A 13,666-nucleotide genomic window follows, 5' to 3' on the forward strand; every position below is an offset into this window, starting at 1 on the left:
GCAGACGTATCCTGGTGAGCATGGCAAAGGCGCAAGCGGCGAGCAAAGCGGACAAGAAGGCCGCACGACAGGCCCGACGGAAGGCCTCCAAGGAGCGGTTCACGCAGCTCTGGCAGGCGTTCCAGATGCAGCGCAAGGAAGACAAACGGCTGATCCCGTACATGGTCGGCCTGTTCGTGCTGATCGTGGCGATCTTCGTGGTGATCGGTCTGTTCGTCGGCTCTCCGTGGCTGCTCGTTCCCATCGGTGTGGTGCTCGGTATTCTCGCCGCCTTCCTCCTCTTCGGACGGCGCGTGCAGAAGACCGTCTACACCAAGGCCGAAGGGCAACCCGGAGCAGCCGGATGGGCGCTGTCGAACATGCGCGGCCAGTGGCGGGTGCAGCAAGCGGTCACCGGCACCTCCCATCTCGACGCCGTGCACCGGGTGATCGGCAAGCCCGGGGTCATCCTCGTCGGCGAGGGCTCCCCGAGTCGCGTCACAACGCTTCTGGGACAAGAGAAGAAGAAAGTCGCGCGCGTTGTCGGTGACACCCCGATCTACCAGATCATGGTCGGCAACGACGACGGCCAGGTGCCGTTGTCGAAGCTCGAACGGCACCTCAACAAGCTGCCGGGCAACATCGACCGCAAGCGCATGGAGACCCTCGAGGGCCGGTTGTCGGCGCTCGGCGGCAAGCAGCCCGGACCGGGCATGCCCAAGGGCCCGCTGCCCGGTAATGCCAAGATGCGCAGCATGCAGCGCACCGCGCGGCGTCGCGGCGCCTGATCACGCGGCGCCTGATCACTATGCGGTCGGACGCCGACCGCGTCGGTCACGCGGCGTAACCGACGATCGACGACCGAGTTCCGGCGTCGACTCCGTCGTCGACGAGTAGCAGGTGGCCGGCCACGACCTGCCAGTGTGCCGCGGTGTTCGGTGCCGGCAGGTGCCACCGTTGGGCTCCGGTCCGAATGTCGTACGCGCCGAGTGCAGGGCTGCTCGGTCGCTGGTCTGCATCGGCCTCTCCGCCCAGGATCATGCGAACGCCGTCGAAGCCGACGAATCCCTGTCCGAAACCGGCGGTGAAACCACTGATCCGGGAACCGGACCGGGCGTCGAGCACCGTCCACCTGCGCGTGCTGCTCAGGTCTTCGCTGAATTCGTCGACGACGGTGACGACATACCGATCGCCGAGCATCTGCAGTGAGGAACCCTGCGACGGCCGCGTCCACCTCAGGTCGGCGCCGGCTCCCGACGCCAGTCCGATCGTGGTGTTCGACTCCACAGAAATGAAGTCGACATTGATGGCCTGCACCGGGCCGGCAGCACTGTCCCCGGACGAGATACGCCATCCTGAGATCTCACCGGTCCGCACCCCGTCGGCATCGAAGAAGTCGATCGTGTCCCGGCCCGCCCCGGGGAGACCGCTCGTCACGAACCCGGATCGGTGGATGACCACCGCCTCCCGACCGTCCGCCGAGTGCAGTAGTCGGCCGGAGTCGAGGCGAAGAACGGTGACTCCACCGCGAAAACCGCTCAGCGCAACCAGATTCGCGGCTTCGGAGACCACCGTTGCCCCTGATCGAGCGGCGGGCGCACCGTCCACAACGCATGCCCGCGGGAATCGAACCTGGTGATGACCGTCTGTAGCGGTGGCACATCGGCGTCGGTACCAAAGCCCGCAACGGGCACCAACGTGGAGTCCACGGGGATCTCCTCGGGGAGCGTGATGTTCTCCATCTCGACGATCAGCACCAGGAAGCCGTCGCCGGCGCGCATGATCCTCGAGGACCCCGAGATCGGGATCGTCGCGGTGGCGACGTCGTCTCCGGTATCCGGATCGACGAACGACACCCTGGTCACGATCGCGGCACCGTCTCTGGCCATTCGGGTGCACGCGAGTCTCTTGTCGCGACTGATCGCACAGGAGTTCTCCCATCCGATTCTCGGCGCCCTCCACAGCGGCCTGCCCGTGTCGGGATCGATGGCGAGCACCGCGGACGGACGGCCGAGCCTGTTCCGCGACACCCGCACCAGGAGATGATCGTCGGCCGCCTCGACGGACACGCTCGCATCGTCGAAGTCTTTGCCGAACAGCGAAGCCGCGTCGACGCTCCATCGGGCTTCGGGCGGCGCGGCCATCTGTCCCAGCGTGCGACTCTCCGGCGGTTGGGCCGCCTCACCACGCTCCAGCACACCGAACACGGAAAGCACCAGTGCGCCGATGCTCAGCACGGCAGTCAGCGTCAGCGCCTCGCGCCGACCTCGATTCGCACCGACACGCCCACGCACCAGACGCCCGCCCTCAGCGACTCCGGACCATCGCGGTGCCGGTCGCGCGATCGTGCAGTGCGCGGCCGTTGTAGTCGTTCATCAGTGCGGGCACCAGGAACACGATCAGCACCTGCCGCATCAATGCACGGATCACGCCGACCGCGGCGACGGGAGCCTTCCCGGCGATCTCGTCGGCCAGTCGCTCGGGTCCGTGGTCGACGCGCGCCACCCGCATGCCCACGGCGAACTGCCCGGGCGTGAAGCCGAACATCGTCACGGTGAACACGCCGATGACGAACCACACGGCGAGCACGGCGAGGCCGAGGTTCGGTGATCCGAAGCCGACGAAGAACAGCGACAGCCCGCCGCCGATGATCCAGTCGACGAGCAGCGCCAACGTGCGCGGCCACCCGGGGACGAGCGCTCCGGGTCCGCTCTCGGGCAGGCCGAGGTCGGCGCCGCGATATTCGAGGTCGACCGGTGCGCCCGACTGCGGGCCCGACAACCAGGAGCCGGTGGCCCTGCTCATGCGCGATCACCCCCGGCACCCACATGCCCGGTGCTCGCGTGCTCGGTTTTGCCGGTGATCCGCGGGTCGTTCATGTTTTCCATGGTAGAGGCAGTGACTTCCCTGACGAGATCACCGTTCGCTTTCTTCCGGGGCGTGCATACGGAATAGTTGCCGTGGGCACGACAACGCATCGCCACGGCCGTGTAACACAGGGGAAACACTTCCTTGACGTGCGGGCAACGTCGCGTCCATACGGTTCTGGCTGAGATCCGCCGCGGTTTCTTGCGCGGTGGTCCAGGCGCGTCAGGTCCGCGTGTACACGCCGGCCTGACCCCGACAAGTTAAGGAGTCACCGCACGGTGTACAGCAGCAACGAAGAACTACTCGAGGGCATCAAGAAGGAAGGTGTCGAGTACGTCGACATCCGCTTCTGTGACCTGCCCGGTGTGATGCAGCACTTCTCGATTCCGGCTTCGGCCTTCGACGAGTCGGTGTTCGAGGACGGCCTGGCATTCGACGGCTCGTCGGTGCGCGGCTTCCAGTCGATCGACGAGTCCGACATGATGCTGCTCCCCGATCCGGCCACCGCGCGGATCGACCCCTTCCGTCGCGCCAAGACGATGAACGTCAGCTTCTTCGTCCACGATCCGTTCACCCGTGAGGCCTACAGCCGCGACCCGCGCAACGTCGCCCGCAAGGCCGAGGACTACCTGGCCTCCACCGGCATCGCCGACACCTGCTTCTTCGGCGCCGAGGCCGAGTTCTACATCTTCGATTCGGTCGCCTTCGACTCGCAGATGAACGGCACCTTCTACGAGGTCGAGTCCGAGTCCGGCTGGTGGAACACCGGTTCGCCCACCGACCCCGACGGTTCACCGAACCTCGGCTACAAGGTCCGCCCCAAGGGCGGCTACTTCCCGGTGGCGCCCTACGACCACTACGTCGACCTGCGCGACGAGATGTCGACCAACCTGACCAACGCGGGCTTCGAGCTCGAGCGCGGTCACCACGAGGTCGGTACCGGCGGCCAGGCCGAGATCAATTACAAGTTCAACACGCTGCTGCACGCCGCCGACGACGTCCTTCTGTTCAAGTACATCATCAAGAACACCGCGTACGCGAACGGCAAGACCGTCACCTTCATGCCGAAGCCGCTGTTCGGCGACAACGGCTCGGGCATGCACGCCCACCAGTCGCTGTGGAAGGACGGCAAGCCGCTGTTCCACGACGAGGCCGGATACGCGGGCCTGTCGGATCTGGCGCGCTACTACATCGGCGGCATCCTGCATCACGCACCGTCGTTGCTGGCCTTCACCAACCCCACGGTGAACTCCTACAAGCGTCTGGTGCCGGGCTACGAGGCCCCGATCAACCTGGTGTACAGCCAGCGCAACCGGTCGGCGTGCGTGCGCATCCCGATCACCGGCAACAATCCGAAGGCCAAGCGCCTGGAGTTCCGTTGCCCCGACAGCTCGGGCAACCCGTACCTGGCCTTTGCGGCGATGATGATGGCCGGCCTCGACGGCATCAAGAACAAGATCGAGCCGCACGAGCCCGTCGACAAGGATCTCTACGAGCTGCCGCCCGAGGAGGCCAAGAACATCCCGCAGGCCCCGACCTCGCTGTCGGCGGTCATCGACAAACTCGAAGAGGATCACGAATACCTCACCGCCGGTGGCGTGTTCACCGAGGACCTCATCGAGACCTGGATCGCGCTCAAGCGTGAGAACGAGATCGAGCCGGTCCAGATCCGTCCGCATCCGTACGAGTTCGCGCTCTACTACGACTGCTGATCTCTGACACAAAGCACCGCGGGCCCACCCGACAACAGAGTCGGTGGGCCCGCGGTGTGCGTGAGACCGGACAGTCTCCGGGGCACCTCATGACGCAGGTCACAGGACAAAATGTGAATGATGCCACGGAGGACCTTTTGCTCTCACGCGATCACATCTCAGCCCGTAATCTTCTTCTCATGTCCCGTATGCTTTTTGTTGAAGATCTCGTCCCCGGCGATCGCATCGCCCTGGACGGCATCCGTGCCGTCGTCCGCAAACAGGTTCCGCATGGCACCGACCAACGCCTCGTCGAACTCGCCCACAGCTCCGACGATCGCAGCGAACTCATCTTGAAGTCCGGCTCCAAGGTCGAGGTCTACTGATCCCCATCACGTTCTGCTCGCAGATGTGAGCGAACACGATCGGTAACTCCCTCGGAGACCGTCGGCAAGCGGTCGACCGACGGCGTGCGCGCCGCCCACACGATCAGCACCGCGGTCACCCCCAGGATTCCGGCTCCCACCCAGGCCACCACCGCCATCCCGTCGACGAATGCACCGCGCGCAGCGTCGAGGATCTGTGCGGCCATCTCGGCGGGTTCGCGATGCACCACCGCGCTCGCCCCGGCCAGACTGCGGCCTGCCTCCACTGGCCCCACGCCCGCCGGATAGCTCACGCGGTAGACCGCGTTGAGCACACTTCCCAGCAGCGCGATGCCCAGCGCACCGCCGAGTTCACTCGATGTCTCCAGCAGCCCCGAGGTCGCTCCGGCACGATCGGCAGGTGCGATCCCGACGACGTGGTCGGCGATCACCGAGGTGGTCGCCACGATTCCGCCGGCGAGCAACGTCGACGCGACGAGCACCACGAGCAGTGAGTCCTGACCGATGAGGGCCGCGAGCAGCGCGAAGCCACAGGCCGCCACCACCAGTCCCCCGACCATGACCGCGGGACGGCCGAACCGTCCGGCCGCCACGGCCGCAGTCGGCGCCGCCACCGCGACGAACAGCGATGGCACCACACTCCACAGGGCGGCCCGCAGCGGGCTGAAACCGAGTACCGACTGCAGGTATTGCGTCACCATGATCGAGTTGCCGAGCAGCGCGAACATGCAGATGAGATTGGTCCAGATCGACGCCGCGAACCGGCGCTCACCGAGAAGCGCCAGGTCGAGCATCGGATCCCCCAGGCGCCGTTGACGTCTCACAAAGGCCACCCCGAGCACCACCCCCACGACACCGATTGCCAGCCGGCCCGGCGACCACCCGTCGGCGGCGATCTCCTTGATCGCATAGATCACGGGCAGGATCGTCCCGAACGCCATGAGCGCACTGAGAACGTCGATGCGTCGTCCCGGTACCGCGGTGTGTCCGGGTAGCAGCAGGGGTGCCGCGATCAGCAGGGCGACCATGACCGGAATGTTGATCAGAAACACCGAGCCCCACCAGAAATGCTCGAGCAGCACACCGGAGATGATCGGACCGAGCGCCACTCCCCCGGCCAGCACGGCGTTCCAGGTGGCCACCGCTTTCGCCCGCGCGGCATCGTCGTCGAAGACGTGGCGGATGAGTGCCAGCGTCGAGGGCATCAGCGTCGCACCGGCGACCGCGAGCACCGCGCGAGCGATGATCAGCATCTCCGGCGTGCTCGAGAAAGCCGCGAGCAACGACGCACCGCTGAAGCCGACCGCGCCCCACATGAGAACGCGGCGGTGACCGAATCGGTCGGCGAGCGACCCCATGGTCAGCAACAGCCCGGCCAGCACGAAGCCGTACACATCGAAGATCCAGAGTTGTTGTGCAGGTGAGGGATTGAGATCCGCTGCGATGAACGGAACCGCAAAGAACAACACCGACACGTCCATCGAGACGATGAGCATCGGCAGACACAGCGCAGTCAACGCCACCCAGGGCGAGCGCGCGATTCGTACGTGAGGCATGACACCAAACCTTTCCGTCTATGGCATATACTGTTTATTGCCTACGCAGATAGTAGGACTGAACTGTATACGGCGCAAGCAATTAGTAGGATGTCGACATGGATGCTCCGGACGACCCTGACGCCGTCGAGCGCGGACCAGCCGCACCCGCACCGATGCCCGTGCGGTTACCGACGTCGGTCGCACTGCTGTGGGGCCGAGTCCCCGACACCCCCCGCCGAGGCCCCAAACCGACCCTGACCATCCGCGACATCGCCCGCGCCGCGGTCGCCATCGCCGACGACCGCGGCTGGGAGGCCGTGTCGATGAAAGCCATCGCCCAGAGCGTCGGCCTCACGGCGATGTCGCTGTATCGCTACGTCGACAGCAAGGACGACGTCATCGATCTCCTCGTCGACGAGGCTTACGGGACCGCCGACCCACGCCTGGCGACCACTGGATCGTGGCGCGAGCGGATCACCGATTGGGCGCGCGCGGCGGCATCGACCCTGCGCACACGCCCGTGGCTGACCGAGATCCCGATGTCACGGCCACCGGTCGGACCCAACGTGTTGTCCTGGACCGAGTCGGGCGTCCGCGCCTTCGATCCCACCGCACTGACCGGGCCCCAGAAGATGAATGCCTTGCTACTGGTGGACGGATTCGTCCGCCAGCACATCCGGCAGTCGGCGCAGATGGGCCTACTGCCGGGCGGCGGGGCACGAGCGGGGGCACGAGAAGGGACACAGCCACCAACGCCGGGATACGAGGCCGTGGTGGCATCGCTGATCGACCCGGAACGATTCCCCGCCCTGACAGCTGCGGTGCAGACGATGGCCGACGGTGACGACGATTTCGACGTCGAACAGTTCGAGTTCGGCCTCGGCGTGATCCTCGACGGCCTCGCCGGCATGATCGACGCGCTCGATTGACGGGCGCACCGCCGGCGACGGGTAACCGACCCGCGGCAGGGTCAGCCGCGAGTGCGGTCGAGGTCGGCGAACAGTGCCTGGTTGTGTTCGAAGGCGCGGACCGCTTCGGCCACCAGACGATCCACCCCGGCGTCGTCGAGGGGTAAGGCGTCGAGGCGGTCGCGGTAGGCGTCCTTGTAGCGCTTGAGTTTGTCGATGTCGAAGGCGTAGAACGACAGCGCGGAATCCTCGACACCGTAGTGCTGGCGCATCCGATGGGCCACGACCTGACCACCGCTGAGGTCACCGAGGTAGCGGGTGTAGTGGTGTGCGACGTAGCGCGCGGCATCCGAGCGGGTCGCCTCGATCGCCTCGACGTAGGCCGCCACCGCTGGCAACGGGGATACGGCGTCGACGTCGGATCCGAGGGCGGCGAGGTCGGTGCGCAGTCGCGGGACCCGTCGCAGCCGCTCGTCGTGCACCGCGCCACCGACCGGATCCTCGGCCAGGGCATCGCCGACCGACTCCAGCGCGCGATAGACGAAGAACAGTTGCTCGGCGAGCCGCCGATACGCGGCGACGTCGAGTCGCCCCGACATCAGATCATCGATGAACGGCGAGTTCTCCGCCTGCTGATGAGCCACTGCGGTCGCCTCGCGCAGACGCGTCGAGACGGCGACCGGCTGGGTGGCGGGGGAATCGGTGAGAGATGTCATGTTGCCACCAGTGATACCACCCCACACCGGCATCCGTAACCCGAGGACGCCGATCACGGCCGGCGCCACTGCTCCGGTGATACCGACCTCGCCGTGCTCGCCGCCGCTCACCCGGCCACCAGCGACACCACCACTCCGCGGTGATCCGACCCCGCGATGGAGAACGTGTGCACGGCGGTGGCGACGAAGCCGCGGACCACGACCCGATCGATCGCGGCCAGCGGTCGGCCTCCGAGACGATCGGTCGGGAACGTCGGCTGCAGTCGGGCGCCCGCCTGCGAGGTGGCGTCGGCAAAGCCATGGGACAGCAGCGCCCGGTACTGCGCGTGGTCCCAGGTGGCGTTGAAGTCACCGGCGACGATGACCGGACCGTCGGGCAGGTCATGCAATTGGTCGCGCAGCAGCCCCAGGTCGTGATCCCACTCCCCCGCATGCCCCGACAGTGGTGCAGGCGCATGGATCGCGAGCACCCGCGTGCGCGGCCCACCCGGCACCACCGTCTGTGCGCTCAGGTTGTTGAGCAACATGTTCGGTAGCCGACGCTCGTCGTCGAGTGGGCGCAGACTCAACAGCATCCCCCCGGCGGCCGCCGGCCCGGGGAGCGCGTACTCGTACCGAAACCGTTGCGCCAGTGCGCTGTTGCGGATGCGCTCGAGGGCCTGTGGGGTGACCTCCTGCAGCGACACCAGTTGTGCGTCACGCGCCGCCGCGGCGACGTCGTCGACGGACCCCTCACCGAAACGCAGGTTGGCGCTGACGACGGTGAACCGATCGCCCGCGGGTGGGGTCTGCGATACCCACAGCGGCCCTTGCGTGAAGCACACCCCGACGACGGCCAGGACCGCCACGAACAGCGCAATCCACCGTCGCAGGACCGCGAACAGCAGGACCGCCACCGCTCCGGTCACCACCGCGACGGGCACCGCTGCGGTCGCATACACCGCCACCGTCCCGCGGGAGGCGATGTAGTGCAGCCAGATTGCCAGGCCGGTCGCGATGACCAGTAGCCACGCCAGCGACAGGGTGAGGAACCTCAGCAGGCCGCGCACCTCATGCCCCGAAGACCTTGCGCACCACATTCTTCGCGCGTCGGGTGACGCGCAGATAATTCTCCAGGAACTCCGCGGCCTGGTCCTCGGGCCAGCCGGCGGCGAAAGCGATCTGGCGCAACTGCTTTCCCGGCGCCGGGAGTTGATCGACCGGCTTACCCCGGACGAGGACCAGCGCGTTGCGCGCCTTGGTCGCCGTCAACCACGCCTCCTTGAGGATCGCCACATCGGTTTCGGCGAGCAGTTCGGCCGAGCCGATCGCGTCGAGCGTCTGCAACGTCGAGGTGTTGTGCAACGAGGTGTAACGGTGTGCGTAGCGCAGCTGCATCAGCTGCACGGTCCACTCGACGTCGGCGAGGCCACCGCGACCGAGTTTGGTGTGGGTCGCCGGATCCGCACCACGGGGCAGGCGTTCGGAATCGACGCGTGCCTTGATACGACGGATCTCGCGCACCGCCGCCGACGAGACCCCGCCGGCCGGGTAGCGGACCTTGTCGGCCATCAACAAGAACTCGATGCCGAGTTCGTCGTCGCCGGCGACCTGATGGGCACGCAGCAGCGCTTGGACCTCCCACGGCTGGGCCCACTGCTCGTAGTAGGCCGCGTACGCGGCGAGGGTGCGCACGACCGGACCGTTGCGTCCCTCGGGTCGCAGGCCGGTGTCGACGACCAGCGGCGGATCCTCGCTGGGTGAGCCGAGCATCGAGCGGACCTTCTCGGCGATGGTCTGCGACCAGCGCACAGCGGCGGCCTCCTCGGCACCGGGTACCGGTTCACACACGAACAACACGTCCGCGTCGGACCCGTAGCCCAGTTCCAGACCACCGAGACGACCCATGCCGATGACCGCGATGCGCGCGGGTGCCGGCGACTTCCGTTCGGCCTCCGACGCCTTGATCGCCACGGCCAGAGCGGCATTGAGGACCGCGGCCCACACACTCGACAGCGCATGGCAGACCTGTGGGACGTCCATCATCCCGAGGATGTCGGCCGAGGCGATCCGGGCGAGTTCGGCCCGGCGGTGTGAGCGCGCGATCGCCACGGCGCGACGCAGATCGGTCTGTCGGACCGTCGAGGCGATCAGCCCCTTGGCGACATCCTCCGGGCGGGTCTCGCACAGCTTGGGACCGCTCGCACCGTCGGAGTAGAGGTGGATGACCTCCGGTGAGCGCATGAGCAGGTTCGCGATGAACTCCGAGGTGCCCAGCACCCGCATCAGTCGTTCGGCGACCACCCCGTCGTCGCGGAGCAGTCGGAGGAACCAGTCGTTGTCCATCTCCTCGCACAGGCGGCGGTAATTGAGCAGGCCGGCATCGGGATCCGGTGTGTCCCCGATGTGTTCGAGCAGCTGCGGCAGGATCAGCAATTGGACCTGTCCACGCCGTCCGGGCGCCGAGGCGAGAGCTCGGATGTGACTCAGCGCCCGCTGCGGCTGTGCGTAGCCCAGAGCGGCCAGGCGCCGTTCGGCCGAGGTGTCGGAGAGCGTGAGCTCCTCGGTGTTGAACCGGGTCGCCGCCTCCAGCAGCGGCCGGTAGAAGAGCTTCTGATGCAGCTTGCGCACCCGCAAAGCCTGGTGCTTGATCTGCCGGCGCAGTACCGCGGTCGCGTCGAGTTCTCCCTCGCGCCGGATGTGCGCCGCGCGGGCCAGCCAGCGCATGCCCTCGTCGTCGTCGAACGCGGGCAGCAGATGCGTCCGCGACATGCGCTGCAACTGCAGGCGGTGCTCGAGCAGCCGCAGGAACTGGTACGAGGCGATGAGGTTGGCGCCGTCGTCCCGGCCGACGTAACCACCCGCGGTGAGCGCCTCGAGCGCGTCGACGGTGGCGCGCACCCGCAGTTCCTCGTCGACCCGACCGTGGACCATCTGCAGCAACTGCACCGCGAACTCGACGTCGCGCAGACTTCCGCTGCCGAGTTTGAGGTTGCGTTCACGCTGATCCTCGGGCACCAGGTCCTCGACGCGGCGGCGCATCGCCTGCACCTCGTGCACGAAGTCCTCACGCTCGGCCGCACGCCACACCATGGGGTTGATGGCCTCGTGATACGCCGCGGCCAGTTCCATGTCGCCGGTCATCGGACGCGCCTTGAGCTGTGCCTGGAACTCCCACGTCTTGGCCCACCGGTTGTAATAGGCCACGTGCGATTCCAGTGTGCGGGTCAGCGCACCCGCCTTGCCCTCGGGCCGCAGCGCCGCGTCGACCTCGAAGAACGCCAGCGAGCCGACGCGCATCATCTCCCCGGCGATACGCGCGGCCACCCCGTCGGCGGGTTCGCTGACGAACACCACGTCCACATCGCTGACGTAATTGAGCTCGCGCGCACCGCATTTGCCCATCGCGATGACACCGAGACGCACCGGGATCGGCTTGTCGCCGCACACTTCCCGGAAGGCGACCGCCAGGGCGGCGGTCAGCGCGGCGTCGGCGAGATCGGCGAGATAGGCCCCCACCTCGGGGAACCACATGACCTTCTCGTCCTCGACCGTCGACGCCACGTCATGGGCGGCGAGTTGCATCACCAGACTGCGGTACGTCGCGCGCAGGGCGACGACCGCCCGCGGTCCACTGAACCCGGCGCGAAAGATCTTGTTGCCCTTCTTTTGCTCACCCGGCTCGGCGACGGCGTCGACGGCGGCGAGCATCGTCGCGTTGATCTCGGCGACGTCGGGCAGCGTGTCGGTCTCGAGCAGGTGCCACGACGACGGCTCGGCGGCAAGGTGATCACCGAGGGCATCCGACGAACCGAGGACGCCGAAGAGCCGACCACGAAATCCCTTGTCGGTGCGCAGGAGTGCGTCGATCGCCGACCACTCGTCGGCGGCCGCCGATCGCAGGCGCATCAACGCGCGCAGTGCGAGATCGGCATCGGGGGCACGGGACAGCGACCACAGCAGATCCACCGACTCCTCGGTGTTCCAGCCCAGTTCGGCGAGATCCGCCGACGCCGTGGCGTCGAGCAACCCCAGGCGTCCGGGACTGGGTATGCCACCACGGCCGTGAAGCGTTGTCACCCCACGAAAATAGCGTCTGACGCCGACACGTCGGAGCCCGGGCGGCGAATCCGGCCGCGTGTCGCGGTGCGGCTCGACCTACAGCGGTAGGTAGCTCTTGAGTTCGAAGGGGGTGACCAGGCTGCGATAGTTGGTCCACTCGGTCCACTTGTTCCGCAGGAAGTAGTCGAAGACGTGCTCGCCGAGCGCCTCGGCGACCAGCTCGGACTCCTCCATCGCGTGCAGGGCCTCGGCCAGGCTTCCGGGGAGTTCCTTGTAGCCCATCGCGCGCCGTTCGGCGGGCGTCAGCGCCCACACGTCATCCTCGGCCTCGTCGGGCAGTTCGTAGTCCTCGGTGATGCCCTTGAGCCCGGCGGCCAACAGCACCGCGAAGGTCAGGTACGGGTTGCAGGCCGAGTCTGGGCTGCGGATCTCGACGCGGCGCGACGACGCCTTGTTCGGGGTGTAGAGCGGCAGGCGGATCAACGCGGAACGGTTGGCGCCGCCCCAGGTGGCGGCCGTCGGCGCCTCGCCGCCGTGGATGAGACGCTTGTAGCTGTTGACCCACTGATTGGTGACGGCGCTGAGTTCGTTGGCGTGGTACAGGATTCCGGCGATGAACTTCTTGCCGGTCTCCGACAGCTGCATCGGGTCGTCGGGGTTGTGGAAGGCGTTGGCCTCCCCCTCGAACAGGCTCATGTGGGTGTGCATCGCCGATCCCGGGTGCTCACTGAAGGGCTTGGGCATGAACGTCGCCCAGGTGCCCTCGGAGATCGCGACCTCCTTGACGACGTAGCGGAAGGTCATCACGTTGTCGGCCATCGACAGCGCGTCGGCGTAACGCAGATCGATCTCCTGCTGCCCGGGCGCGCCCTCGTGGTGGGAGAACTCCACCGAGATTCCCATCGACTCCAGCGCCTCGATGGCGTGTCGGCGGAAGTTCGGGGCAGCGTCGTGCACCGCCTGGTCGAAGTACCCGCCCGAGTCGGCCGGAACCGGCACACTGCCGTCCAGGGGCGCGTCCTTGAGGAGGAAGAACTCGATCTCGGGATGGACGTAGCAGCTGAAGCCGAGGTCGGCGGCCTTGTTCAATTGCCGGCGCAACACGTGGCGGGAGTCGGCCCAACTCGGGGTTCCGTCGGGCATCGCGATGTCGCAGAACATCCGCGCCGAGTGGTGACGACCCTGCGAGGTGGTCCACGGCAGGATCTGGAAGGTCGACGGATCGGGCTTGGCGACGGTGTCGGCCTCCGAGACGCGGGAGAAGCCCTCGATCGCTGAGCCGTCGAAGCCGATACCCTCGGAAAAGGCGCCTTCGAGTTCGGCGGGGGCGATCGCCACGGACTTGAGGTATCCGAGAACATCGGTGAACCACAGCCGAACGAACCGGATGTCCCGCTCTTCGAGAGTCCGCAGAACGAATTCCTTTTGGCGATCCATGAACGCCGACATTAGGGATGCCCTGTTAAATCCGTGTTACGTTCACAAGTCGAACTCTTCACCCTGGGACTTTGCGATAGTGATCCCACATCGTGAAACACC

General features: G+C 66.8%; 12 protein-coding genes. 4 read left to right on the plus strand and 8 right to left on the minus strand.

Annotated features, from left to right (window positions below; genetic code table 11):
* Window positions 1-20 precede the first annotated feature (20 nt).
* Window positions 21-767 carry a DUF4191 domain-containing protein gene (locus P3L18_RS01115; protein WP_020170886.1) on the plus strand — a complete coding sequence of 249 codons (747 nt, stop codon included), beginning with the start codon at window positions 21-23 and terminating at the stop codon, window positions 765-767.
* A gap of 46 nt (window positions 768-813) precedes the next feature.
* On the opposite strand, the gene P3L18_RS01120 is transcribed toward P3L18_RS01115, so the two are convergent.
* The 3 genes from P3L18_RS01120 to P3L18_RS01130 all read right to left on the minus strand — a co-directional run bounded on the left by P3L18_RS01120 (window position 814) and on the right by P3L18_RS01130 (window position 2,784).
* Complete coding sequence (locus P3L18_RS01120) at window positions 814-1,551, minus strand: hypothetical protein (RefSeq protein ID WP_276112988.1); 738 nt, start codon at window positions 1,549-1,551, stop codon at window positions 814-816.
* A complete protein-coding gene (locus tag P3L18_RS01125; protein ID WP_276112989.1) occupies window positions 1,518-2,216 on the minus strand; it encodes a hypothetical protein in 699 nt (232 codons plus the stop codon). Before P3L18_RS01125 ends, P3L18_RS01120 begins: the two co-directional genes overlap by 34 nt.
* A 70-nt stretch (window positions 2,217-2,286) precedes the next feature.
* Entirely contained in the window at window positions 2,287-2,784 is a 498-nt protein-coding gene (locus P3L18_RS01130) for an RDD family protein (protein WP_079930136.1), read from the minus strand.
* A 341-nt stretch (window positions 2,785-3,125) separates the two neighbouring features.
* On the opposite strand from P3L18_RS01130, the gene glnA (P3L18_RS01135) reads away from it, so the two are divergent.
* The gene (gene glnA / locus P3L18_RS01135) at window positions 3,126-4,559 is read left to right on the plus strand and encodes a type I glutamate--ammonia ligase (RefSeq protein WP_006370569.1); all 1,434 of its coding nucleotides are present in this window, start codon (window positions 3,126-3,128) and stop codon (window positions 4,557-4,559) included.
* A gap of 179 nt (window positions 4,560-4,738) precedes the next feature.
* Complete coding sequence (locus P3L18_RS01140) at window positions 4,739-4,924, plus strand: hypothetical protein (RefSeq protein ID WP_026920045.1); 186 nt, start codon at window positions 4,739-4,741, stop codon at window positions 4,922-4,924.
* Here the strand turns inward: P3L18_RS01140 and P3L18_RS01145 are convergent.
* Window positions 4,918-6,480 (minus strand): MFS transporter, encoded by a 1,563-nt coding sequence (locus P3L18_RS01145; RefSeq protein ID WP_276112990.1) that lies wholly within the window; start codon window positions 6,478-6,480, stop codon window positions 4,918-4,920. The two genes, P3L18_RS01140 and P3L18_RS01145, sit on opposite strands and share 7 nt — an antisense overlap.
* A gap of 98 nt (window positions 6,481-6,578) precedes the next feature.
* Between P3L18_RS01145 and P3L18_RS01150 the strand changes: the two genes are divergently transcribed.
* The gene (locus P3L18_RS01150; RefSeq protein ID WP_276112991.1) at window positions 6,579-7,391 is read left to right on the plus strand and encodes a TetR/AcrR family transcriptional regulator; all 813 of its coding nucleotides are present in this window, start codon (window positions 6,579-6,581) and stop codon (window positions 7,389-7,391) included.
* Between the two features lie 41 nt (window positions 7,392-7,432).
* On the opposite strand, the gene P3L18_RS01155 is transcribed toward P3L18_RS01150, so the two are convergent.
* From P3L18_RS01155 to glnA (P3L18_RS01170), 4 genes are all read right to left on the minus strand, one after another.
* Entirely contained in the window at window positions 7,433-8,197 is a 765-nt protein-coding gene (locus P3L18_RS01155) for a biliverdin-producing heme oxygenase (protein ID WP_094600721.1), read from the minus strand.
* The gene (locus tag P3L18_RS01160; RefSeq protein WP_094600722.1) at window positions 8,194-9,135 is read right to left on the minus strand and encodes an endonuclease/exonuclease/phosphatase family protein; all 942 of its coding nucleotides are present in this window, start codon (window positions 9,133-9,135) and stop codon (window positions 8,194-8,196) included. Before P3L18_RS01160 ends, P3L18_RS01155 begins: the two co-directional genes overlap by 4 nt.
* Window position 9,136: 1 nt before the next feature.
* Entirely contained in the window at window positions 9,137-12,145 is a 3,009-nt protein-coding gene (locus P3L18_RS01165) for a bifunctional [glutamine synthetase] adenylyltransferase/[glutamine synthetase]-adenylyl-L-tyrosine phosphorylase (protein ID WP_079930148.1), read from the minus strand.
* Between the two features lie 78 nt (window positions 12,146-12,223).
* Window positions 12,224-13,564 (minus strand): type I glutamate--ammonia ligase, encoded by a 1,341-nt coding sequence (glnA, locus tag P3L18_RS01170; protein WP_026920042.1) that lies wholly within the window; start codon window positions 13,562-13,564, stop codon window positions 12,224-12,226.
* Between the last annotated feature and the right edge of the window lie 102 nt (window positions 13,565-13,666).

The organism is Gordonia sp. N1V, assembly GCF_029269935.1.
GTDB lineage: Bacteria > Actinomycetota > Actinomycetes > Mycobacteriales > Mycobacteriaceae > Gordonia > Gordonia polyisoprenivorans.

What these genes read in the sequence shown, in the direction of transcription:
- P3L18_RS01115 (WP_020170886.1), top strand. Translation starts at nt 21, where the DNA reads ATGGCAAAGGCGCAAGCGGCGAGCAAAGCGGACAAGAAGGCCGCACGA.
- P3L18_RS01130 (WP_079930136.1), bottom strand. Translation starts at nt 2,784, where the DNA reads ATGAGCAGGGCCACCGGCTCCTGGTTGTCGGGCCCGCAGTCGGGCGCA.
- P3L18_RS01140 (WP_026920045.1), top strand. Translation starts at nt 4,739, where the DNA reads ATGTCCCGTATGCTTTTTGTTGAAGATCTCGTCCCCGGCGATCGCATC.
- P3L18_RS01145 (WP_276112990.1), bottom strand. Translation starts at nt 6,480, where the DNA reads ATGCCTCACGTACGAATCGCGCGCTCGCCCTGGGTGGCGTTGACTGCG.
- P3L18_RS01150 (WP_276112991.1), top strand. Translation starts at nt 6,579, where the DNA reads ATGGATGCTCCGGACGACCCTGACGCCGTCGAGCGCGGACCAGCCGCA.
- glnA (WP_026920042.1), bottom strand. Translation starts at nt 13,564, where the DNA reads ATGGATCGCCAAAAGGAATTCGTTCTGCGGACTCTCGAAGAGCGGGAC.